Origin of the sequence: Modestobacter sp. L9-4 (assembly GCF_019112525.1) — a bacterium.
Classification (GTDB): domain Bacteria; phylum Actinomycetota; class Actinomycetes; order Mycobacteriales; family Geodermatophilaceae; genus Modestobacter.
Map to the genome: position 1 here is coordinate 339,988 of NZ_CP077800.1, position 22,052 is coordinate 362,039.

20 protein-coding genes and 2 pseudogenes are annotated in these 22,052 nt (G+C 74.0%); 5 read left to right on the forward strand and 17 right to left on the reverse strand.

Annotated features, from left to right (window positions below):
• The 4 genes from KUM42_RS01610 to KUM42_RS01625 form a co-directional block, all read right to left on the reverse strand.
• On the reverse strand, window positions 1-1,275 hold the full coding sequence (locus tag KUM42_RS01610; protein WP_237494580.1) for an EAL domain-containing protein: 1,275 nt from the start codon (window positions 1,273-1,275) through the stop codon (window positions 1-3).
• Between the two features lie 43 nt (window positions 1,276-1,318).
• On the reverse strand, window positions 1,319-1,963 hold the full coding sequence (locus KUM42_RS01615) for a dihydrofolate reductase family protein (RefSeq protein WP_237494581.1): 645 nt from the start codon (window positions 1,961-1,963) through the stop codon (window positions 1,319-1,321).
• 141 nt (window positions 1,964-2,104) lie between these two features.
• Window positions 2,105-3,292, reverse strand: a complete 1,188-nt coding sequence (locus KUM42_RS01620; protein WP_237494582.1) for an MFS transporter — start codon at window positions 3,290-3,292, stop codon at window positions 2,105-2,107.
• The gene (locus KUM42_RS01625; RefSeq protein ID WP_237494583.1) at window positions 3,289-3,972 is read right to left on the reverse strand and encodes an SDR family NAD(P)-dependent oxidoreductase; all 684 of its coding nucleotides are present in this window, start codon (window positions 3,970-3,972) and stop codon (window positions 3,289-3,291) included. The genes KUM42_RS01620 and KUM42_RS01625 overlap by 4 nt, the downstream gene beginning before the upstream one ends.
• A 138-nt stretch (window positions 3,973-4,110) precedes the next feature.
• Between KUM42_RS01625 and KUM42_RS01630 the strand changes: the two genes are divergently transcribed.
• Complete coding sequence (locus KUM42_RS01630; RefSeq protein ID WP_237494584.1) at window positions 4,111-4,962, forward strand: helix-turn-helix domain-containing protein; 852 nt, start codon at window positions 4,111-4,113, stop codon at window positions 4,960-4,962.
• Here the strand turns inward: KUM42_RS01630 and KUM42_RS01635 are convergent.
• The 4 genes from KUM42_RS01635 to KUM42_RS01650 all read right to left on the reverse strand — a co-directional run bounded on the left by KUM42_RS01635 (window position 4,959) and on the right by KUM42_RS01650 (window position 9,358).
• On the reverse strand, window positions 4,959-5,714 hold the full coding sequence (locus KUM42_RS01635; protein ID WP_237494585.1) for an amino acid ABC transporter ATP-binding protein: 756 nt from the start codon (window positions 5,712-5,714) through the stop codon (window positions 4,959-4,961). The two genes, KUM42_RS01630 and KUM42_RS01635, sit on opposite strands and share 4 nt — an antisense overlap.
• Window positions 5,711-6,379 carry an amino acid ABC transporter permease gene (locus tag KUM42_RS01640; RefSeq protein ID WP_237494586.1) on the reverse strand — a complete coding sequence of 223 codons (669 nt, stop codon included), beginning with the start codon at window positions 6,377-6,379 and terminating at the stop codon, window positions 5,711-5,713. The genes KUM42_RS01635 and KUM42_RS01640 overlap by 4 nt, the downstream gene beginning before the upstream one ends.
• Entirely contained in the window at window positions 6,376-7,173 is a 798-nt protein-coding gene (locus KUM42_RS01645; RefSeq protein WP_237494587.1) for an amino acid ABC transporter substrate-binding protein, read from the reverse strand. Before KUM42_RS01645 ends, KUM42_RS01640 begins: the two co-directional genes overlap by 4 nt.
• A 361-nt stretch (window positions 7,174-7,534) precedes the next feature.
• Window positions 7,535-9,358: a bifunctional diguanylate cyclase/phosphodiesterase gene (locus KUM42_RS01650; RefSeq protein WP_237494588.1), complete on the reverse strand. Its 1,824-nt coding sequence runs from the start codon at window positions 9,356-9,358 to the stop codon at window positions 7,535-7,537.
• Between the two features lie 138 nt (window positions 9,359-9,496).
• On the opposite strand from KUM42_RS01650, the pseudogene KUM42_RS20375 reads away from it, so the two are divergent.
• Window positions 9,497-9,913, forward strand: a pseudogene (locus tag KUM42_RS20375) (MFS transporter); the annotation flags it as partial.
• Between the two features lie 153 nt (window positions 9,914-10,066).
• Here KUM42_RS20375 and KUM42_RS01655 read toward each other — a convergent pair.
• The 3 genes from KUM42_RS01655 to KUM42_RS01665 all read right to left on the reverse strand — a co-directional run bounded on the left by KUM42_RS01655 (window position 10,067) and on the right by KUM42_RS01665 (window position 12,771).
• Window positions 10,067-10,915 carry an aldo/keto reductase gene (locus tag KUM42_RS01655; RefSeq protein WP_237494589.1) on the reverse strand — a complete coding sequence of 283 codons (849 nt, stop codon included), beginning with the start codon at window positions 10,913-10,915 and terminating at the stop codon, window positions 10,067-10,069.
• A 97-nt stretch (window positions 10,916-11,012) separates the two neighbouring features.
• Window positions 11,013-11,615 (reverse strand): hypothetical protein, encoded by a 603-nt coding sequence (locus tag KUM42_RS01660; protein ID WP_237494590.1) that lies wholly within the window; start codon window positions 11,613-11,615, stop codon window positions 11,013-11,015.
• A gap of 16 nt (window positions 11,616-11,631) precedes the next feature.
• Window positions 11,632-12,771, reverse strand: a complete 1,140-nt coding sequence (locus KUM42_RS01665; RefSeq protein WP_237494591.1) for a zinc-dependent alcohol dehydrogenase — start codon at window positions 12,769-12,771, stop codon at window positions 11,632-11,634.
• A gap of 263 nt (window positions 12,772-13,034) precedes the next feature.
• On the opposite strand from KUM42_RS01665, the gene KUM42_RS01670 reads away from it, so the two are divergent.
• Both KUM42_RS01670 and KUM42_RS01675 read left to right on the forward strand, forming a co-directional pair.
• Window positions 13,035-14,405: a DUF2254 domain-containing protein gene (locus tag KUM42_RS01670; protein ID WP_237494592.1), complete on the forward strand. Its 1,371-nt coding sequence runs from the start codon at window positions 13,035-13,037 to the stop codon at window positions 14,403-14,405.
• 49 nt (window positions 14,406-14,454) lie between these two features.
• Entirely contained in the window at window positions 14,455-15,543 is a 1,089-nt protein-coding gene (locus KUM42_RS01675) for a GAF domain-containing protein (RefSeq protein WP_237494593.1), read from the forward strand.
• Here KUM42_RS01675 and KUM42_RS01685 read toward each other — a convergent pair.
• The 6 genes and pseudogenes from KUM42_RS01685 to KUM42_RS01710 form a co-directional block, all read right to left on the reverse strand.
• Window positions 15,512-16,266, reverse strand: a pseudogene (locus tag KUM42_RS01685) (DUF1345 domain-containing protein). The gene KUM42_RS01675 and the pseudogene KUM42_RS01685 sit on opposite strands and share 32 nt — an antisense overlap.
• Window positions 16,259-17,434, reverse strand: coding sequence for a zinc-dependent alcohol dehydrogenase (locus KUM42_RS01690; protein WP_237494595.1), 1,176 nt, complete (start codon window positions 17,432-17,434; stop codon window positions 16,259-16,261). Before KUM42_RS01690 ends, KUM42_RS01685 begins: the two are co-directional and overlap by 8 nt.
• Entirely contained in the window at window positions 17,431-17,919 is a 489-nt protein-coding gene (locus KUM42_RS01695) for a hypothetical protein (RefSeq protein ID WP_237494596.1), read from the reverse strand. The genes KUM42_RS01690 and KUM42_RS01695 overlap by 4 nt, the downstream gene beginning before the upstream one ends.
• Window positions 17,916-18,491 (reverse strand): type 1 glutamine amidotransferase domain-containing protein, encoded by a 576-nt coding sequence (locus KUM42_RS01700; protein ID WP_237494597.1) that lies wholly within the window; start codon window positions 18,489-18,491, stop codon window positions 17,916-17,918. The genes KUM42_RS01695 and KUM42_RS01700 overlap by 4 nt, the downstream gene beginning before the upstream one ends.
• A gap of 1 nt (window position 18,492) precedes the next feature.
• A complete protein-coding gene (locus tag KUM42_RS01705) occupies window positions 18,493-19,647 on the reverse strand; it encodes a glutathione-independent formaldehyde dehydrogenase (protein WP_237494598.1) in 1,155 nt (384 codons plus the stop codon).
• Between the two features lie 180 nt (window positions 19,648-19,827).
• Window positions 19,828-20,775: a LysR family transcriptional regulator gene (locus KUM42_RS01710; RefSeq protein ID WP_237494599.1), complete on the reverse strand. Its 948-nt coding sequence runs from the start codon at window positions 20,773-20,775 to the stop codon at window positions 19,828-19,830.
• A gap of 200 nt (window positions 20,776-20,975) precedes the next feature.
• Between KUM42_RS01710 and KUM42_RS01715 the strand changes: the two genes are divergently transcribed.
• Window positions 20,976-22,019 carry a response regulator transcription factor gene (locus KUM42_RS01715; protein WP_237494600.1) on the forward strand — a complete coding sequence of 348 codons (1,044 nt, stop codon included), beginning with the start codon at window positions 20,976-20,978 and terminating at the stop codon, window positions 22,017-22,019.
• The last annotated feature ends 33 nt before the right edge of the window (window positions 22,020-22,052 follow it).

The following is a 22,052-nucleotide window of genomic DNA, read 5'->3' on the forward strand; positions in this document are numbered from 1 at the left end:
TCAGCCCGCGGTCGGCGTCAGCGCGTCGTCCCGGGCCGCCCGGGTCACGGGCACCGCAGGCGTGCGCACGGCCGGGGTGACCGGTGAGGCGGGGCGGCCGAACAACCAGCCCTGGCCGAGGTCGACCTGCAGCCGGCGCAGCTCCGCGGCCTCGGCCGCGGTCTCCACGCCCTCGGCGACGACCTTCGCGCCGCACCCGTGGCCGAACTCGACCAGCGAGGAGACCAGCTTGGCCAGCACCGGGTCGGTGTCGACGCCGGAGACGACGCTGCGGTCCATCTTCAGCACGTCGGGGCTGGTGAGCACGATGTGCCGCAGCGAGGAGTACCCCGCGCCCACGTCGTCGATGGCCAGCCGCAGGCCGTCGGTGCGCAGCGGGGCCAGGACGGCGGCGAGCTCGGCGTAGTCGGCGACCTGGTCGTGCTCGGAGAGCTCCAGCAGCACGCGGTCCAGGGGCAGGGCGCGCATGAGGTCGGTGAACTCCGGCAGCAGCAGTGTGGCCGGGGAGATGTTCATGGCCACGTACCCCTCGACCGCGTCGAGGTGGTCGGCCGCGCGGCGCAGCGCGAGCAGCTCCAGCCGGTGCCCGAGACCGACGCTGTGCGCCTCCTCGAACACCACGTCCGGCGCCTTGCCCCACGCGGCCGGGAAGCGGCTGAGCGCCTCGGACCCGACCTGCCGGTCGGTGACGAGGTCGACGATGGGCTGCAGCACGACGAGCGGCCCGCCGTCGGCGACGACCGGTTCGAGCCGGTCGAGCACCTCGCGCCGCCGGGCCGCCTCCCGCACGCCCGGCTCGATGACGAGCGCCGCAGCCGAGGCGAGCACGGTCATCAGTGAGCGGTCCCGCTTGCTGAGGTCCTTGTCGGTGGTCAGGCCGGCGGCGCAGAAGGTGCCGTAGAGCTCGCCGTCGCTGAGCACGACCGGGACGGAGACGAAGCTGCGGATCCGCGGCAGCCGCGCCGCCGGCAGCGCCATGGCCGCCGGGTGCTTGCGCACGTCGGGGATGACCGCGGGCAGGTCGCCGTCCAGGATCGCCTGGCAGAAGGTGGTCTCCTGCTTCTGCTGGTTGCCCTCCTGGAACAGGAAGGGCACCGAGGACTCGACCACCTCCAGGTGCTGGGTGGTGCCGTCGAGCCGGCTGAGGAACGCCACCGACAGGTGCAGCGACTCCTTCGCCGTGCGGAGCAGCTCGGCGACCTGCTCCTCGGCGTCCGAACGCCTCTTCTTCATCCCGACCTCCCGGTGGCCCTCCCCGGCTACATCGGCCGTCATGTGCCCCGACTGGAGCGCCTCACCCGATCGGGTCGGCGACCCGTCACCCCCCGCGCGGGACACCGCGGTCGGGCCGGCTCATGTCACCGGTGGCCGGCGTGCCGCCGGTGACCGCGTAGCGCAGGTGGACCGTGCCCCGGGGCGAGGCCACCGGCGGCGCCAGCAGGTCCAGACCGGCCGGGACGACGCCGCCGGCGAACACCCGCTTGCCCACCCCCAGCAGGACGGGGTGCAGCCAGAGGTCGAGACGGTCGACGAGCCGCTCGTGCAGCAGCGTCTGCAGCAGGTCCAGGCTGCCGACCACCGCGACGTGCTCGTGTCGGTCGCGGACGCCGCGGACCGCGTCCGCGAGGTCCGGGCCGAGCTGGCTGGACCCCGCCCAGGACAGGTCGGGCCGGCCGCGGGAGGCCACGTACTTCGGCACGCCGTTGAACAGCTCCGCGATCACGCCGTCCTCCCCGCCGTGCTGGTGCGGCCAGTACGCGGCGAAGACGTCGTAGGTGCGCCGGCCGAGCAGCAGCGCGTCCACGCCCTGGTAGGCCGCACCCACCTGCCCGCCGGAGACCTCGTCGAGCAGCGGCGCCTGCCAGCCGCCGAACGGGAAGCCGTCGGGGTCCTCGTCCGGACCGCCGGGCGCCTGCCCCACCAGGTCGAGGGTCGCGAACAGCTCCGCCTGGATGAGTCCCATGTCGTCCTCCACTCCGTCGGTCGTCAGGGTGAGGACCGGCTGCGACCGGCGGACTCATCGGTCCTCGACGCCCGGAACGCGAGATCTGCGCTCCCGTGGCCCAGGTGTCCCGGGAGCCACGAGGACGCAGATCTCGCTCGGTCAGCCGGCCCGCCGCAGGCCGGTGAGCACGACGGCGCCCACGAGCGCGGCGAGGCCGCCGACGACCAGCGGGGCGGTGTCGGCGACGCCGTCGACCAGGACCCCGCCGACCACCGCCCCCACGGCGATGGCGACGTTGCAGACGGTCACGATCAGCCCGCCGATCTGCTCCAGCCGGTCGGGCTCGGCGCGGGCGCCCCAGCTGAGCACCGTCGTCGGCACCCCGCCGAAGCCGAGACCCCAGAGCGCCACCGCGGCGAACAGCCCGGCGTCCGAGCCGCCGGCGGCGTGCAGGAGGAGCATCCCGGCCCCCACCGCGGCGGGGAAGCCGAGGACGCCCACCGTCGGCGCCCGGTCGGCCAGCGGTCCGCTGACCACCGTGCCCACCAGCCCGGCGAGGCCGAACACCAGCAGCAGGACGGCGATCCCGCCGGACCCGATGTCGGACATGCCCTCGACCGCGGGCCGGATGTAGGTGAACCCGCTGAAGTGGCCGCCGAAGACCAGCAGCACGGCGAAGAGCCCGAGCAGGACGACGCGGGAGCGCAGCGTCTCCCCCAGCGCGCGCAGCCCGCCGGCCGCCGTCGGCGGGACGCCGGGCAGCGTCGCCGCCTGCACGCCCAGGGCGAGGACGGCGACCCCGGCACCCAGGGCGAACACGCCGCGCCAGCCCCACACCTCGCCCAGCCAGGAGCCCAGCGGGACGGCAGCGACCGTGGCCAGCGCGACCCCGGAGTTGATGACGGTGAGCGCCCGCCCGAGGTGGTCGGCGGGCACCAGGTGCGCGGCCATCGCGGTCGCCATCGCCCAGAACCCGCCGAGGGCCACCCCGAGCAGCAGCCGGGCCAGCAGCAGCACCGTCAGGTCGGGCGCGATGGCGACGAGGACGTCGGAGACGACGGCCAGCGCCGTCAGCCCGAGCATCACCCGGCGCCGGTCGGCCCGCGGCAGCACCACCGCGATGAACAGCGCGGAGACCGCCGCCGCGAGCGCGGTGGTGGTGACGCTCTGGCCCGCTGCGCCGACCGAGACGCCCAGGTCGTCGGCGATGCGCGGCAGCAGGCTGGCCGGCAGGAACTCCGACATCACGATGGCGAACACGCCCAGGCCCAGCGAGGCGACGCCGGCCCAGGACGCGCCCGCCGCGGTGCTCGCGGCCGGGGGCCCGACCTCCTGGCGGGTGCTCACCAGGCGAGCACCCCGCCCTCGTCCTGCAGGGTGCCGGTCGGTGCGTCCGCACCCCGGGTGGCCACCCGGACGACGACGGCGGCGCTCTCGGCGACCGGCCGGCCGATGCCGAAGGCGGCGGTCATGTCGGTCGCGGTGGTGCCGGGCTCCAGGGCGGTGAACCGGATGCCGGGGTGGGCCTTGGCGTACTGCAGCGTGAGCATGGTGGCCGCGGCCTTGGACGCCGCGTAGAGCGCCAGCGGCATCTGCGACTCCGGCCGCTCGGGGGTGGTCACCGCCCAGAACGACCCCATGCTGCTGGACACGGTGACGACCACGGGATCCGCCGAACGGCGCAGCAACGGCAGCGCCGCCTCGGTGACCCGGACGATGCCGACGGCGTTGACGTCGAAGGACCGGACCGCCGCGGCGGTGTCGAGCCCGGTCTCCAGGACGCCGGCGTTGTGCACGAGCAGGTCCAGGCGCCCCTCGACGGCGTCGACCTCGGCCAGCGCGCGGGCCACCGAGGCGTCGTCGGTGACGTCGAGCTGGACGAACCGTGCCCCGAGCTCGGCGGCGGCCTTCGCGCCCCGCTCGGCGTCCCGCGCACCGATGTGGACGACGTGCCCGAGCGCGAGCAGCTGGCGGGCGGTCTCGTACCCGATGCCCTTGTTGGCGCCGGTGATCAGTGTGACGGTCATGTCTCTCCCTCGATGAGCTCGGCCCGATCGGGCCCTCGTCGAGGTTGGGGCGCCCGGGACGCCGCACCCAGAGCCCTGCTCAGCCTGGGGGGTGACAGGACCCCCGCTGAGCACCCCGCGGCGTCCTACGCTCGGATCGTGAGCGAGTCGAGCAACCCCCTCGGGACCTTCCTGCGGGCCCGGCGCGAGCTGGTGACCCCGCAGCAGGCGGGCATCCCCGAGTACGGCGTGCGCCGGGTGCCGGGACTGCGCCGGGAGGAGGTGGCGATGCTCGCCGGCATCAGCGCCGACTACTACCTGCGGCTGGAGCGCGGCCGCGACCGGCACCCCTCGGTCCAGGTCCTGGAGTCGATCGCACGGGTGCTGCAGCTGGACGACGACCACTTCGCCCACCTGATGACGCTGGTCGCCGAGGTGCCCCGGCACCGCCGGGCCCGCCCGCGCCGGCAGACCCCGCCGCCCGGCGTCCTGAGGCTGCTGGGCTCGATGGCCCAGCCGGCGTTCATCGAGGACCGCTGGTTCGACGTCCTGGCCGTGAACCCGATGGCCACCGCGCTGTCCCCGGTGCTCGCCGTGGGCGGCAACCAGCTGCGCGACCTGTTCCTGGACCCGGCCGAGCGGGCGCTGCACCTGGAGTGGGAGCAGGTCACGGAGTGCTTCGTGGCCAACCTGCGGCAGGCGGTCGGCACCGACGTCGACGACCCGCGCTTCATCGAGCTCACCGGCGAGCTGTGCCTGGGCAGCCCCCGGTTCCGGCAGCTGTGGGCCCGGCACGAGGTGCGCGGCCAGCGCGGGACGCCGATCCTCTTCGACCACCCGCGGGTCGGGCAGCTGACGCTCAACCGCGAGCGGCTGTCCATCGACGGGGCCGACGACCTCAAGCTCGTCGTCTACCACCCCGACGCCGGCTCCGGCGACGCCGACAAGCTGGCCCTGCTGGCGGCCACCGCCGTCCCCACGCCGGGGACGGCGGCGGCGCGGCCGGCCTAGAGCGGGTCGAGCAGGCGCTGCAGGAACTGCCGGGTGCGGGCCTCGCGCGGCTCGACGAGGACCTCCGACGGCGGGCCCTGCTCGACGACGACGCCGCCGTCGAGGAACAGCACCTGGTCGGCGACCTGGCGGGCGAAGCGCATCTCGTGGGTGACCACGACCATCGTCCAGCCCTCGGCGGCCAGGGACTGCATCACCCGCAGCACCTCACCGACCAGCTCCGGGTCCAGGGCGCTGGTGGGCTCGTCGAACAGCACGACCTTGGGCTTGGTGGCCAGCGCGCGGGCGATGCCGACGCGCTGCTGCTGCCCACCGGACAGCTGCACCGGGAAGGAGTCGGCCTTGTCGGCCAGGCCCACCCGCTCCAACAGCGCCCGGGCCTCCTCCCGCGCCTCGGCCCGCGGCCGGCCCTGGGCGAACACCGGGCCCGAGGTCACGTTGTCCAGCACGGACAGGTGCGGGAAGAGGTTGTGCGACTGGAAGACCATGCCGCTCTGCCCGCGGAGCCGGGCGATCGCGCGGGCGTCGGGCCGGGAGCCGCAGTCCAGCTGGATGTCGCCGATGCGGACCGTGCCGGACTCCGGCATCTCCAGCCCGTTGAGGCTGCGCAGCACCGTCGTCTTGCCCGAGCCCGACGGCCCGATCAGGCAGGTGACCGAACCCGACGGGACGGCGACGTCGATCCCGCGCAGCACCCGGTTGTCCCCGAAGGACTTCACCAGCCCCCGGGCCTCCAGCAGCGGCGCGGTCATACGGCCACGTGCCGGGACAGCTTGGTCTCCAGCCGGGTCTGACCGAAGGACAGCACGAGACACACCACCCAGTAGTAGACGGCGGCGACGCCGTAGAGCGTGAAGAACGCGAAGCTCGGGGCGGCGATCTCCTGGGCCTTGCGCAGCAGCTCGGTCACCAGGATCACCGACACCAGCGAGGTGTCCTTCACCAGCGAGATCAGCGTGTTGCTCAGCGACGGGACGGCGATGCGGGCCGCCTGCGGGAGCACCACCCGGCGCAGCGTCGTGACCCGGCCCATGCCGACGGTCATCGCCGCCTCCCACTGCCCGCGCGGCACGGCGAGGATCGCCCCGCGCACCGCCTCGGAGGCGTAGGCGCCCACGTTGAGCGACAGCCCGATGATCGCGCTGGGCCACGGGTCGATCGTGAGGCCGAGCGAGGGCAGGCCGAAGAAGATGATGAACAGCTGGAGCAGCAGCGGGGTGCCGCGGATGACCGAGACGTAGGCCCGGGCCGGCGCGGAGACCAGCCAGTTGCCCGACAGCCGCATCAGCGCGACCAGCACGGCGATGACCAGCCCGAGGAGGAAGGTGGCCGCCGTCAGCGGCAGCGTGCCCTTGACCAGCCCCCCGAAGAGGGGGCCGAGGCTGCTGCGGACCAGGTCCCAGTCGATCGCGCTCACTCCTGGCTGACGTCCTCGCCGAAGTACTTCTCCGAGATCTGGGTCAGCGTGCCGTCGGTGCGCAGCTGGTCGAGGGCACCGTTGACCTTGGTCTGCAGGTCGGCCTCGTCCTTGCGCATGAGCAGCGCCGACTGGCTGTCGTCGTCGAGCTCGGCGGCGACCTTCACGCCCTGGTCACCGGTGGTCTTCTGGTACTCCAGGAAGGCCAGGCTGTCGTTGACGGTGACGTCGACGCGGGACTGCTTGAGCAGCGTGATCGCCTGGGTGAAGCCCTCGACGGCCTCGATCTTCGCACCGGCGCCGGTGGCGATCTCGGCGAAGTTGCTGGTGGTCGACTGCGCGCTGGTCTTGCCCGCGATGTCGGCCAGCGAGCTGACGCTGGTGTCGTCGGCGCGGGTGATGACCACGCCGTTGGAGTAGGTGTACGGGGTGGAGAACAGGTACTTCGCCTGGCGGTCGGGGTTGACACCGATCTGGTTGGCGATCATGTCGAACCGCTTGGCCTCCAGGCCGGCGAAGATCCCGTCGAACTGCGTCTCCTCGAACTCCACCTTCATGCCGAGCTTGTCGCCGACTGCCTGGGCGACCTCGACGTCGTAGCCGGTGAGCTCGTTGCCGTTGGCCGGGTCGTGGAAGGAGAAGGGGGCGTAGGTGCCCTCGGTCGCGACGCGGATCGTGCCGCCCGAGCTGCTGCCGCTGGCGCTCCCGGCGGCGTCGTCGGAGTCGCCGCCGCCGCAGGAGGTCAGCAGCAGAGCGGTGGCGAGGGCGGCGGTCAGGGTCAGGCGGGTGCGCACGGTGATCTCCGGGTTTAGGGGGTCAGGGCAGTCGACGTCCGGCAGGTGGGTGCTCCTGCCGTCAGGGGGAACCGCTCCCACGCCGGAGCATTCCGCCGCGTGGCCAGTCCCACAACTCGATCGACCTGGTGCAGTATCGCCGACGGCGGTGCCCGCACCCGCCGCGCCCGGTCCGGCGGCCGGTCGCGAGGAGCACTCCGCCGGCCCTGCGCGGTCGCGCGGCCGCCGGACCGTCGCGGCCGCGTGACGACGACCGCCCGCCCGCCACGGCTGGGTGGTCGCACGGAGGCTCAGGTCTGCAGGTCTCCCCAGCGTCGGTCCCACGCCCGGGACGCCGCTCACCGGTCAGGGACCGGTGTGGTCAGCCGATCGGCTGTACGCGAGCACGCGACGGGCCCACCGCGTCCTCCCGGCCGCGCGCGGGGACCAGCGCCAGCGAGGGGTGCAGTCCGGCGCGCTCACCGGAGGGCCCGTCGGTGACGAGGGCCAGTGGCAGGTTCTCCGGTGCCGACGGCCGGGCGAGCAGGTAGCCGCACGCCGAGTCCGCCCCCAGGGCGCTGAGCGCGGTGAGCTGCGACAGGGTCTCGACGCCCTCGGCGACGACGTGCGCGTCGATGGCTCGCGCCAGGGTCACGATGCCGGCCACCAGGGCGTCCCCCCGCGTCGTCCCCAGCTGCTGCACGAAGGACCTGTCGATCTTGAGGACGTCGACCGGGAAGTCCGTCAGGCGGGCCAGCGAGCTGTAGCCGGTCCCGAAGTCGTCGATGGCGATGGCCACCCCCATGTCGTGCACCCGTCCCAGCACCTCCCCGGCGCGCGACCAGTCGGCGAGCGCGGACTCGGTCACCTCGATGCCGAGGCGGTCGGCCGGCAGCCCGGCACGGTCCAGCTGTGCTGCGAGCCGGGCGGGGAACTCACGGTCGACGAGCTGCTGCGGGGCGACGTTGACCCACACCCGCAACTCCGGCAGGTGCGTCCACCGGCGGGCCTCCTCCACGGCGCGGGCCAGGACCAGCTCGCCGATGCGGTGGACCAGACCGGTCTCCTCGGCGACGGGGATGAACTCCGCCGGCCCGACGAGACCGCGGACCGGGTGCCGCCAGCGGACCAGCGCTTCCACGTGGCAGACCCGCTCCACCCGGAGGTCGAAGGCGGGCTGGTACTCCACGAACAGCTCGTCGCGGTCCAGGGCCAGCCGGAGGTCGCGCTCGAGCTCGACCCGGTGGACGGACTCGCGGTGCATCTGCTCGTCGAACCACACCACGCGCTCCCGGCCGGTGTCCTTGGCGCGGTGCAGTGCCGCGTCGGCCGCCCGGAGCAGGACGTCGAGATCGGCCCGTCCGGTCGCGGTGGCCAGGCCGACGCTCGTGGTGACCAGGAGCCGCGCGCCGACGTCGACCGGCTGCCGGCTCGCCTCGACGACCTGCTCGGCGAACCTGCCGCCCTCGGCCGCGGAGCGGTCGACCAGGACGACGACGAAGCCGTCGCCCCCGAAACGGGCCACGGCGTCGGCCGGACCCACCAGCGCCTCCAGCCGTCGCGCGAACTCCTGCAGGACCCGGTCCCCGACCGCGTGCCCCAGGCTGTCGTTGACCAGCTTGAACCGGTCCAGGTCGAGGAAGGCGACGGTCAGCGGTGCCTCCGGCCGGCCGTCGAGCAGCCGGCCGACCTCGTGCAGCAGACCGGAGCGGCTCAACAGGCCGGTCAGCTCGTCGTGCCGGGCCTGGTGGACGAGGTCCCGCTGAGCGACCTCCGCAGCCTCGCGCGCCGCCCGCTCGGCGGTCAGCAGTCGCTCCCGTTCCCGCTCGACGGCCCGCCGCCCGGAGATGTCCCGGAAGTAGATCGCGATGCCGCCTCGGCTCAGGGCGTGCACCCGCGCCTCGCACCACAGGGCCGCTCTGCCGTACTCCGCCTCGATGACGGCGGTCTCCCCGGTGGCCGCGACCTGCCGGTAGGTCTCCTCGAAGACGGTGCCCAGCAGCTCCGGGAACCGGAGCCAGATGTCCTTGCCCACGACCTCGTCCCGCGCGACGCCCAACCGGACCTCGGCCTGCGCGTTGATGTAGGTCATCCGCCAGTCGGCACCGACGCCGATGTACATGTCGCTCATGGACTCGAGGCTGTCGACGAGCTCGGCGGCCGTCCGGCCGGTCACCCGGGCTGCTCGCCCCTCGTCGTCGCTCATCGCGGGGCAGGAGACGTGCTGGCGGTCACCTCGCGGGAAGGTACTCGGGACCAGTTCGGCCGGCAGGGTGGCGCCGGGGACCGGGGACGCTGACTGATCGACGATCACGAGCCTGCATCGGCCGGCCGTCGGTTCCGCTTGACCCGGTTCCGCACTTCGGGTGAGCCGGACGGGCCGCCGTGGTCCGGCCCACTCCGTCGCCGAGCGCGGAGCACCTGCTCCGGCGCCGCCGCCAGCACCGCGGCGACCGCCCGACCGCCCGACCGGCGACCGGGGCCCACTGCCCCGGCGGGTCAGGACCGGAGCCGCCGGGGCGGTGGTCACCAGCCACGCCGCGGCGACCCAGGGGCCGGCGACGACCACGAGGAGCTCCCGCTCGCGACGCTGCTCAACGGCGCCGACGCCGCCGTGGCCCGCGCCGTCGGGCCGGCGGTCGGTGGGCTGCTGGTCGCCGCGGCCGGTCCGGCCGCCGCGTTCGCGCTGGACTCCGCGTCCTCCCTGGGCGTCCTCGCCGTCCTGTACCGCTGGCCGCGACCGGTCGCCGAGCGGCGACCACACCGCGCCCGGCTCGGGGTCCGAGCCGGGCGAGGGCCGGGTCCAGCCGGACGCCGACGGAGGTGTGGACCCCTCGGCCAGCATCGAACCGCACGACGAGGGGCTCGTCTGACCACCGCGGCCCGCAGCTCGCCGCTGCGGGCCGCGCCGGTCCTACAGCACGTCCAGCGGCACCTTGCCCGACGGCGGGGGGAAGACCCGGTCGAGCTCGTCCAGCTCCGCCTGGCTGAAGCCGATCCCCAGCGCCGCGTGGACCTCGACGACGTGCGCGCGGGTCGATGCCTTGGCGACGGCGAACACGTCGGGCAGCCGCAGCACCCACGCGATGGCCAGCTGGGCCGGGCTGACCCCCTTCTGCGCGGCCAGGTCGCGGACGGCCGGGTGTCGGAGGAGCCGGCCGTGGTCGACGGGTGAGTACGCCATCACCGGCATGCGCCGGTCGCGGCACCAGGGCACCAGGTCGTACTCGGGCCCGCGCCGGGCGAGGTTGTAGAGCACCTGGTCGGTCTGGATCCCGGTGCCGCCGGGACGCCCGACCAGCTCCTCCAGGTCGGCGACGTCGAGGTTGCTCACGCCCCAGGCCCGGATCAGCCCGCGCGAGACCAACGACTCGAAGGCGGCGACGGTCTCCTCGAGCGGGACCCGGCCGCGCCAGTGCAGCAGGTACAGGTCCAGCTGGTCGGTGCCCAGCCGGCGCAGGCTCCGCTCGCAGGCGTCCACCGTGCCCTGACGCGTGGCGTGGTGCGGCAGCACCTTGCTGACCAGGAAGACGTCGTCCCGCCGGCCGGCGATCGCCCGGCCGACCAGCTCCTCCGCGGCGCCGTCGCCGTACATCTCGGCGGTGTCGACGAGGGTCAGGCCCAGGTCGATCCCGGCACGCAGGGCGTCCAGCTGGACGTCGAGGCGGCCGGGGTCCTCACCCAGGTACCAGGTGCCCAGCCCGAGGGCCGGGGCGACGGTGCCGTCGGGCAGGGTCACGGTGCGCATCGCGGACGCGGTCATGCAGGTCTCCTCCTCGGGCGGTCCGGACTCCGTCCTGCTCCCCCGGGGCCACCCCACGTCGCGCGGGGTGGCCCCGGGGGAGGCCGGGGTCACCGGCTCAGTGCACGGACCCGTGCCCGTTCGACCCCACGCGCGCCAGCATCCTCGCCGTGCCGCGGGCGCCGGTGTAGACGACCGCGGCGGCGGCGATCCACGGGCCACCGACGATCACCGGGTCCATCCACTGGTGCTCCACGTCGGTCCGGTGCTGACCGAAGCGCGACGAGATGCCGTGGTGGGTGAACTCCGCCTTGACCCCGGTCTCGGTGATCGGGTTGTCCGGGCGCAGCGTGAGGAAGGACGTCAGGTGGTGCACCCACGCGTCCACCCGGTCGGCGGCGATGAGCAGCAGCCAGTGCGCCGTGCGGCCCTCGCTGTAACGGTAGGCGTGGCGGCGGATGGCACCGGGCACGCCCGAGGGCGGCTGGGCGGTGCCGAAGACCGGCGTGAGCATCCCGTGCTCCGGCGAGCGTTCCCGCGGGTACTTCTCCGGCTGCCGCTCCGGGAACTCCCAGTGCGCTCCGGTGAAGTCCTCCTGGAACTGCAGCTTCGGCACCGACGGCCGGTCCGCGGGATCGAGGTCGACGCCCCAGCCGGGGATGCGCGCGCGCAGCTCCTCGGGCGACTCGGCGAGCGGCGGCTTGTGCGGTGTGTAGGCCATCGGGGTCTCCTGTCGCTCACGCCGCGGTCGGGACGACGAGGGGCTTGATGATCCCGTCGAGCTTGGCCGAGAAGATGTGGTAGCCCTCGGCGATGTGCTCGAGCGGGATGCGGTGGGTGACCAGCTCACTGGGCTTGAGGTGGCCGTTGCGCACGTGCTCGAACAGCCGCGGCCACTGCCGCTTGACCGGGCACTGGTTGGTGTGGATGGTCAGCCCCTTGTTCATCGCGTCGCCGAACTTGACGGCACTGAACAGCGGGCCGTAGGCGCCCATCACCGAGATGGTCGCGCCCTTGCGGACGGAGTCGATCGCCCAGTTGAGTGCCACCGGGGAGCCGCCCTGCAGCTTGAGCTTGGCCGAGGTGACGTGCTGGAGGACGTTGCCGTCGGCCTCCGCACCCACGGCGTCGATGGCGACGTCGGCGCCGAGCCAGTCGGTCTGCTTCTTCATCTCCAGGACGATGTCGCCGTACTCGGTGAAGTTGAAGGTCTCGGCGTGGGCGAAGGTGCGGGCCTTGGCCAGCCGGTGTTCCAGGTGGTCGATGACGATGACCCGGCCGGCCCCCATCAGCCAGGCCGACTTCGCGGCCACGAGGCCCACCGGCCCGGCGCCGAACACGATCACGACGTCGCCCTGGACGATGTCGCCGAGTTGCGCGCCGAAGTAGCCGGTCGCCGTGGCATCGGTGAGCAGGACCGCGTCCTCGTCGTCCATCCAGTCCGGGATCTTCGACGGGCCGACGTCGGCGAAGGGCACCCGGACGAACTCGGCCTGGCCGCCGTCGTAGCCGCCGGTGGTGTGCGAGTAGCCGTAGATCCCGCCGACCGCGGTCGCGTTGGGGTTCACGTTGTGGCAGTTGCTGTAGAGCCCGCGGGCGCAGTACCAGCAGGTGCCGCAGAAGATGTTGAACGGCACCATCACCCGGTCGCCGACAGCCAGGTTCCGGACCGAGGAACCGACCTCGTCCACCACGCCGATGAACTCGTGGCCGAAGGTGTGACCGATCCGGGTGTCCGGCATCATCCCGTGGTAGAGGTGCAGGTCGGAGCCGCAGATGGCGGCCAGCTGGACCCGCACGATGGCGTCGTTGGGGTGCTCGATCGACGGCCGTGCCTTCTCCTGCACCCTGACCTTGTAGGGCCCTCGGTAGGTCATCGCGCGCACGGGTCCACCTCCTGTGACTGGGGGTCGCGGTCTCCCGACCACCGCGGAACGCCCACCGATCGGCTGCTCTCACCGGGACCCGGACTCTCCGCCGGCCCCGCGCACCCGTCCATGGGCAGGTCTGCCGATGGTGCCGGCCACGTCGGCCCGGGACGGTGTGTCCACCCGACGACCACGACCCCGAGCCGACCGGATCCGCGCAGGGCCGGCCCCCACGGGCCGACCGCCGGGCACGCACCACGAGAGGACGCCCGATGCGTCTCACCCGCTTCGTGCACGCCGTCCGGAGCAGCCTGTGGCTCGTCCCCCTGCTGTGCGTCCTCGCCGGCGTGCTGGTCGCCCTCGGGGCGCTGTGGCTGGACCGCCGATCCGACTACACGCTCGTCCCGCAGAGCGTGACGGGGACGCCCAGCGACGCGCAGACCACCCTGTCGGTCTTCGCCTCCTCGATGGTCTCGCTGACCACCGTCGTGCTGACCCTCACGATGGTGGTGGTGCAGCTGGCCATGGGCCAGTTCTCCCCGCGCATCGTGGCCGCGCTGCTCTCCGACCGGTTCAGCCAGCTGGCGATCGGCCTGTTCGGTGCGACCTTCGTCGTGGCCGTGCTGACGCTCCGGGAGGTCCGCGGCTCCGACACCGGCAGCGTCCCCGGCCTGTCGCTGCTGCTGAGCTACCTGCTGATGGCCGCCAGCCTCGTGACGCTGATCCTCTTCGTGCACCACTCCGGCCAGAGCATGCGGGCGTCGGGCCTGATCGACCTGGTCGGCGACCGCACCCGCGACCTCATCACGTCCTCCTTCCCCGCGGCGTCGCTGCCGCCGGCCGGCCCGGACGGCGACCCCGACGTGGTGCCGGCGCGGGAGCCGGGCAACGTCGTCCGGGTCGACCGCGCCGGTCTGGTGGCCGCCGCGCGCCGCGCCGACTGCGTCCTGGAACTCGTGCCCGTCGTCGGCGACTTCGTGCCCGGCGGTGCCCCGCTGCTGCGCGTCCACCCCGCCCTCGGGCGCACGACGGACGTCGTGACGGCGGCCGCGCGGCTGCGGGCGGACGACGTCGCGCGGCTGGTGCTGGTCGGCCCGGAGCGGGTGCACGGGGAGGACGTCTCCTACGGGGTCCGCAAGCTCGTCGACGTGGCGGAACGGTCGATCGCCCAGCCGTTCGACGACCCGACGACGGCTCTGCAGGCGCTGCACCGGCTGCACGACCTGCTGCGGCAGCTCGCCACGCGCCCGTTCCCCCCGGGCGAGCACCGGGACACCGACGGCGTGGTCCGGCTGGTCGAGCGCACGCTCTCCTGGGACGGCCACGTGCGGCTGGCCTTCGACGAGATCCGGCTGGCCGGGGCGGGTTCGCCCCAGGTGTCCCGGCGCCTGTGCGCTGCCCTGCACGACCTCAAGGCGGTCGCCGGGCCCGACCGGCAGGCTCCGCTCGACCGCCAGCTGCGGCTGCTGACCGCCGCCGTCCACCGCGCGTACGACGACGAGGAGGACGTAGTTGCCGCGCTCACGCCGGACGCCGAGGGCATCGGGTCCGGAGCCGACCTGACCACCGCCGTGGTCCTGGACGGGGCCAGGGGCGACGGGGTCCGGGACGCCGCGCGCGCGGGTGGCCGACGCCCGTCATGACGGGCGCCCGAGCCCGCCGGGGCTCTGAGCGCACACCTCGGTGGGCACGGTGAGCGACGGGGCGGCGGTGCGCACCCGGTTGCGGGCGGACCTGGCCGACATCGGCATGACGGTGGCGAGCCTCGACCAGCGCGCCGAGGCGGTGCTCGCGGCGCTCGGGCAGGTCGTGCCCGCGGACGCCGCCTGGCTCGCCGTCCGCGACCCGGAGCGCCGCCGGCACGTCCCGCTGGCCACCGCGGGCGCGGCCGACCCGCTGCGCCGCTACTTCACCTCCGCCACGGCCGACGCCGAGGTCGAGGACCTCGGGCTCAACAGAGCGCAACGGCCGGTGCTGGCCAGCGAGCTCCCCGTGCCCCTGCCCGAGGTCCAGGCGTGGGGCGAGCACCTGCTCCCGGCCGGCTTCCGCGGCGGGGTGGCCGGTCCCCTGTTCGCCTCCACGGGGCGTCACATCGGCTTCCTCAGCCTCCTCACCGACGACCCGGCGCGCCCCGGCGACACCGACCGGCGGCTGCTGGCCGACGTCCTGCGGACCGCCGCGGACGTCCTGGACCGGACGGCGGAGGTCACCCGGACGGCCCGGGTCGTCCGGTCGGCGTGGGCGGGGGTGGTGCTGACCGCGGGCGGGGAGGTGCACCGCCTGCCCGGGCTCCCTGGCGACCGCCTGCTGGCTGCCGGCTCACCCGTTCTCACCGCGGCCGGGTACGAGCTGTCCGCCGGTGGCCCGCACGCGGCCTTCCTCGCTCCGGTGGCCGGACCGGACGGCGAGGGACTCGTCCGGGTCACCGTGCTGGACTGCGCCCTGCCCGACGTCGACCACCTGTCCGCAGCCGTGCTGCTGTCCTCCCCCGGTGACCTGCGCGGGCTGGACACCCTGGGACTCCGGCTGCTCGGGTTCCTGGTCACCGGCAGGACGGAGGTCACCGCGCTCGCGGCAGCCCTCGGGCGGGACCCCGGCACGATCGCCGACACCCTCGCCCGTGTGCAGCTGACCCTGCACGCCCGCGACCGCACCGCCGCAGCCATCCGGGCGCTGCGCAGCGGGCTGCGCATCCCGCCGGCGCTGGCCTGCCCGGCCGGCACCCGACGCGGTCGACGTGCCGCGCCGGTCAGCCCTGACCCAGGTTCGTCACCAGGTTGACGGCGACGGCGATCACCACGGTCCCGAACAGGTGGGACAGCAGGGCGTGCCCGAGCGCGACCGTGCGGATGGAGGTGTCCACGATCTGGGTGTCCGGGACCGCGGAGCTCATGTCCACGGTGAACGCGACGTAGGCGAAGTCGCCGTAGGCGGGCGGCTCCTCCTGGCCGAAGTCGATCCCGCCGTCACCACCGGGGCAGTACCGGCGGGCGTACTGAGCGCGAAGACGGTGTTGACCAGGGCCCAGGACAGGACGGCCACGGCGACGCCGAGGACGACGGTGGCCACGCCCACGGCGTCCTGCGACCCGGACCGGACGAGGGCCTCGGCGACGGCACCCAGGCTCACCACCGCCGCGCAGAGGACGACGGTGTCGGTGACCCGGCTGCGCCCCTCCTCCTCGGCCAGCCGCTTCGTCCCGTCCGCGTCGCGCGGCCAGCTGATCCGCCACACCCAGGTCAGCAGCCCCGCAGCGGCCACCACCCAGCCCACCAGCGCGCTGAGCTCGGGCGCGCCGGCGAGCACGGTCACCCCCGCCGCGACGAGGCCGGCAGCCAGGCAGCTGAGCAGCCGCCGCCAGGACAGGATCGCCGGCCGCGGGGTCACGGCGGCCGACGTCCTCCCGTCGGTGGTGGTCACCGGCGGACCGTGCACCGGAGCAGGGCGGTGGACGCCCCGCTCCGGTGCCGGACCGGCGGTCTCGTGCGCCGGTGCCTCACGCACCCGGTCGGAACACCGCGCGCACGCAACCGTCCTCCTTCTCCTTGAACATCCGGTACCCCTTCGGCCCGTCCTCCAGCGGCATGACGTGGGTGGCGAGGTGCTCGGTGCGCACCTCGTCCCGGCTCATGAGGTCCAGGATCTCCGGGATGTAGCGGTGCCCGTGCTGCTGCGCGCCGCGCAGGGTCAGCGCCTTGTTCATCACCGCGCCCATCGGGAACTTGTCCACCAGGCCGCCGAAAACGCCGAGGGCGAACACCGTGCCGCCCTTGCGGCAGGCGTAGATGGCCTCCCGGAGGGCGGTCGGCCGGTCCGACTGCAGCCGCAGCTGCTGCTTGACCTGGTCGTAGAGGTACTGCGGGCCGGTGCCGTGCGCCTCCATGCCCACTGCCTCGATGCACACGTCCGGCCCGCGCCCGCCGGACATCTCCCGCAGCTCGGCGGGGACGTCGACCTGGGAGTAGTCGAGGGTCTCCGCTCCGATGTGCTGCTGCACCTGCTGCAGCCGGTTGTCGAACCGGTCGATGACGACGACCCGCTCGGCGCCCATGAGCATCGCCTTGCGGGCGGCCATCTGCCCGACGCCGCCGGCGCCCCACACCGCGACGACGTCACCGGGCTTCACCTCGGCCTGGTGCGCCCCGGTCCAGCCGGTGGGTGCGGCGTCGGAGGCGAACAGCGCACGCTCGTCGGAGACGCCGTCCGGGATCGCAAAGGCACCCTGGTCGGCGTAGGGCACCCGCATGTAGGGGGCGTGGCTGCCCGCGTAGCCGCCCAGCGCGTGGGAGTACCCGTAGCAGCCGCCGATCCCCTGACCCCACAGCGCCTCGGTGATCCCCGGGTTGGGGTTGCCGTTGTCGCACAGGGACCACAGCTCGTTCTTGCAGTACCAGCACTGCCCGCAGCTGGTGAAGGACACCACGACCACCCGGTCGCCGACCCGGTGCTTCGTCACGCCCTTGCCCACCTCGGCCACCCGGCCCATGAACTCGTGGCCGAGCACGTCACCGGCGCGCATCGCGGGGATGTAGCCGCCCAGCAGGTGCAGGTCCGAGCCGCAGGTCACCGACAGGCCGACCTCGAGGATGATGTCGTGGTCGTTGAGGATCTTCGGCTCCGGGACGTCCTCCACCCCGACCTCGTTGACGCCCCGCCAGGTCACCGCCTTCACAGCACTCCCCCCTTGGGCGCCCGCTTGGTGGCCGCCTCCAGCGCCGCGCCGGCCGGCGTGGCGTTCCGCTTGCCGTGCGGTGCGGGGTCGACCCGCAGCACCTCCCCGACCTCGATCAGCTGCTTGGCCTCCCGCAGGGCGGACCGGAGCTCGGCCTGCGGGTCGCTGCCTGCCAGCCGCGCCGGAGCCGCAGCGCTCCCCGACGAGCGCTGCCTCAGCCGCACGGCCAGCTCGGTGCCCTTGCCGCCCGGCGCCGGGCTGATCCGCGTCTCGATGCGGTCGCCGTAGGCGGCCAGCGGCGCCGGCAGCGAGCCGGCGCCGATCTCCGCCGGCTCGCGGTAGATGCTCACGACCAGCCACCCGGACGCCGGGCCCTTCGCCGGCACTGCGCCGTCCTCGTGTTCGAAGACCGAGCGGACCTGCCGGAGGACGGTGCCGCCCGCCCGGGCGGCCAACGACGCCACGTTCCCCAGCGGGCCGGTCACGAGGCACCGCCCGCGCCGGCGTGCTGCGGCGCACGGGCGAACTCCTGCACGATCCGCTCGCAGAACGCCGGCAGGTCCTCGGGCGACCTGCTGGTGGTGATGTTGCCGTCGGTGACGACCTCCTCGTCGACCACCTCCGCACCGGCGTTGCGCAGGTCGGTGCGGATGCTGGGGAACGAGGTCAGCCGGCGGCCGCGCGCGACGTCGGCCTCGACGAAGTTCCACGGGCCGTGGCAGATCGAGGCGACCGGCTTGCCCGACTGGACGAAGTCCCGGACGAACTGCACCGCTGCAGGCTGCATCCGCAGCTTGTCCGGGTTCACCGTCCCTCCGGGCAGGAGCAGCGCGCCGTAGTCGTCGACCGACGCCGCCCCGACCAGCCGGTCGACACCGAACGTGCCGGCGTCCTCCAGGTCGTTGTTGCGGGCCTGGATCTCGCCGTCGTGGATCGACACCACGTCGGTCCGCGCGCCCGCGTCGTCGAGGGCCCGCCGCGGCTGCTCCAGCTCCACCCGCTCCACGCCGTCCGCGGCCAGGATCGCGACCCGCCGGCCGTCCAGGTGCCCGGCCACGTCAGGCACCCGCCATCGCCGGGTGCAGGACGACCTTGGTCCAGCCGTCGTCCCGGGCGTCGAAGTGCTGGTAGGCCTCTGGGGCTGCGTCCAGCGGGAGCTCGTGGCTGACGATGAACGAGGGCTCGGCCTTGCCCGCGGCGATGAGGTCGCGCAGCTGCCGGTTGTACTTCTTGACCGGTGCCTGACCGCTGCCCAGCTTTTGGCCCTTGAACCAGAACATGCCGAAGTCGAAGGCGAGCTTGCCCTGCTTCGCCAGCTCGTCGGCGCCCCCCGGGTCCTGCGGGACGTAGACGCCGACGGTGCCGATCGTGCCGGTGAAGCGCACCGAGGCGACCAGCCGGTTCATCGTCAGGTTGGCCTGCTCCTGCCCGTCGGGCTCGTGCGCCTGGTAGCCGACGCACTCGCAGCCGTTGTCCGCCCCCAGCCCCATCGTCTGCTCCAGGACCGCCTGCACCGGGTCGACCTGCGAGTCGTCGATGGCGATCGCGCCGATGGACTCGGCCAGCCGCAGCCGGTCGGGCTGCCGGTCGACGACCATCACCTTGCTCGCCCCCCGGATGGTCGCCGACAGCGCGGCCATCAGCCCGACGGGTCCCGCGCCGTAGATGACGGTCTGGTCGCCCGGCTTCACCCCGGCCATCTCGGTGGCGTGGTATCCGGTCGGGAAGATGTCGGCGAGCATCACGTAGTCGGTCTGCCGCGCTTCGGCGTCCTCCCCCAGCAGCAGGCAGTTGAAGTCGCCCCACGGCACGCGCAGCAGCTCGGCCTGTCCCCCGGCGTAGGGGCCCATGTCGGCGAAGCCGTACGCGGCGCCCGCCCACTCCTTCTTCGGCTGGGCGGTCAGGCAGTAGTTGGTGAGCTGGCGCTCGCAGTTCTTGCAGTGCCCGCAGGCGATGTTGAAGGGCAGCACGACCCAGTCGCCGACCTGCACCTTGTCCACCCCGTCGCCCACCTCGACCACCTGGCCGAGGTTCTCGTGCCCGAACCAGCGGCCGGTCTCGAAGTCGGTCCGGCCCTCGTACATGTGCAGGTCCGAGCCGCAGATGTTCGCCGAGGTGACCCGCACCAGCACGTCGGTCGGCCGCTCGATCCGGGCGTCCGGCACCTCCTCGACGCTGACGTCACGCGGCCCCTGGTACACGACTGCCTTCATGCTGCCTCCCTGATCGCGGACGGGTCCCGGCCCGTGCTCCTGCCGGGAGGTCGATCGAACCGCCGCAGGACGGCGACCGGTATCGGTAGAACTGCCGACACCGGTCCGGCGCCGGCGCCACCGCGTTCCGGCTCGTCACCAGGGCCCGGCGTCCGCCGGTCGGGCGGGCCGGCGTCGGGGTCAGTGACCGCGCGGGGTCGTCCCGGGGTGCTGCGGCGCCGTCAGCAGCACCCCCGGCTCGCCGACCGTGCCGATCACCTGGTCGACCACCCTGCGGACCGCGGGCCGCGGCGACCGCCGCCAGACCACCTCCAGGTCCAGGGCCAGCTCGGGGGCCAGCTGCCGGACGACGACGCCGTCGACGTCGAGCAGCTCGGCGACGCCCAGGATCACCGGGGCCACGCCGGCTCCTGCGGCGACGGCCCGGAGCATCGCCTCCGGGCCGTTGATGAGGTCGGGCTCCACGACGACCTGGTCACGCCCGGCACCCCGGGGCAGCAGGTGGTCGACGGTCCGCTGCCAGATGCCGGCGAAGGGCGACCTCGGGAACATCACCACCTGCTCCTGCGCGAGCTCGGCGACGCCGATCTCCACCCGGCCGGCGAGCGGGTGCCCCGATGGCAGGGCGACCCCGAACGTCACCGCGCCGAGCACGAGACCGGGGAGGTCACGCTGCGCGGGCGACCGCTCCCAGACCACCGCCACGTCCGCCCGCGACTGCCGGACCGCCTCCACGGCGTCGTCCCCCGGGCTGGAGCTGACCACGGCCTCCACGCCGTCGACGGCGGTGCCGATGAGGCGCAGCGGGCCGTCGAGGACCCATTCGGCCATGGTGCACACCCGCACCTGCACCTGCTCCCGCTGCTCCGGCCCCGCCGAGCGCACGTCCTCGCGCGCCCGCTCGACCTCGGCGAGGATGACCCGCGCCCGGTCGGCCAGCACACGTCCGGCGGCCGTCAGCTCGGCGCCCTGCGGCGTCCGGTCGAACAACGTCACCCGCAGCTCGCGTTCCAGCGCCCGGATCTGCTGGGAGAGGGACGGGGGCGCCATGTGCAGCCGGCGGGCAGCGGCCGCGAACCGCCGCTCCTCGGCCACGGCGACGAAGTACCTCAGCTGGCGCAGCTCCACGACGCACGCTACCGCCGGTCCGTCGGCGGGGCCGGAGGCCACGGCTCCGCCCTGTGCGGATCTCCGTCATCGCAGCGGGTGGCGCAGGACCGTGCCGACCGGTAGGACTGCAGGGGTCGGCGACCCCTCGCCCGGTCGAGAAGCCGGTGAGGGCGCGAGGGGGCCCGACCCGCTCCGGCGGTGACCCCTGAGGGGGATTCGTGCAGCCACACACCACCGGCGAGCTGTCGCTGGCCGAGACCGCCACCTCCTGCGGCAGCACGGTCGAACGCGCGCAGGGGATGCTGGAAGCGCTCCGCCGTGTCGTGCCCTTCGACGGTGCCTGGCTGGCGCTCACCGACCCCCTCGGCGCGGGCTACCACTCCCTTGCCAGCGCGCACCTCGACGCACCGGTCGTGCAGTTCCTGGCCGGCCCGCAGATGGCGCGCGACATCGCAGCCACCGGCGCCGACCGGGCCAGCCCGCCGATCAGCCCCTCGGACCTGCCCTACCCGGTCGACGAGCTGCTCACCTGGGCCGACTGCCTGCTGCCCTCCGGCGTCCGGGAGGCGCTGGCGCTCGGGCTCTTCACGCCCACCGGTCGGCACGTCGGCTTCCTCGCGCTGCTCTCCGGCGACCTGAAGCCACCGTCCCCGGCCGTGCGCCGTGTGGTCCGCCAGGTGGCGCCGGTCCTCGCGCACGGCATCGACCCCATGCGGTCGCTGTCCACCGCCGCCCGCCTGGTCCGCAGAGCCCGTGCCGGGGTGGTCCTCTGCGCCGACGGCGGCTGCCGCCCACTGCCGGGGCTGCCCGGCGACGAGTTCCTGGCGCCCGGGTCACCGGTGCTCGCCGCGGTCCGGGAACGGGTCCACGACGGGGACGTCTGTGCCTCCTTCCTCTGGCCGGTGGGCGGCCGGCACGCCCCCCACGGACACGTGCGGGTCACCGCCCTGGCCGCGCCGGAGGACGTCCCGTCCGCGCTGGTCGGCCTCGCGCTGCTGTCACCGCCGCCGGACATGCGCGGCCTGACCCCCCGGGAGCTGGAGGTCCTCGGACTCCTGGTCGAGGGCTGCTCCAACGCGGAGATCGCACGCTCCCTCGTCGTGGCGCCACGGACCGTCGCGGCTCACCTGGAGCACGTCCTCGCCAAGCTCGACGCCCCGACGAGGACGCTGGCGGCGGTCCGTGCCGAGCGGGAGGGCCTGTACGTCCCCTTCCCGCGCGGTCGGCCGGAGACCACCGTCCACCCGGCCGACGCGACCTGAGTCGGCTGGGCGATCGGTTCCACCACTCGCCCC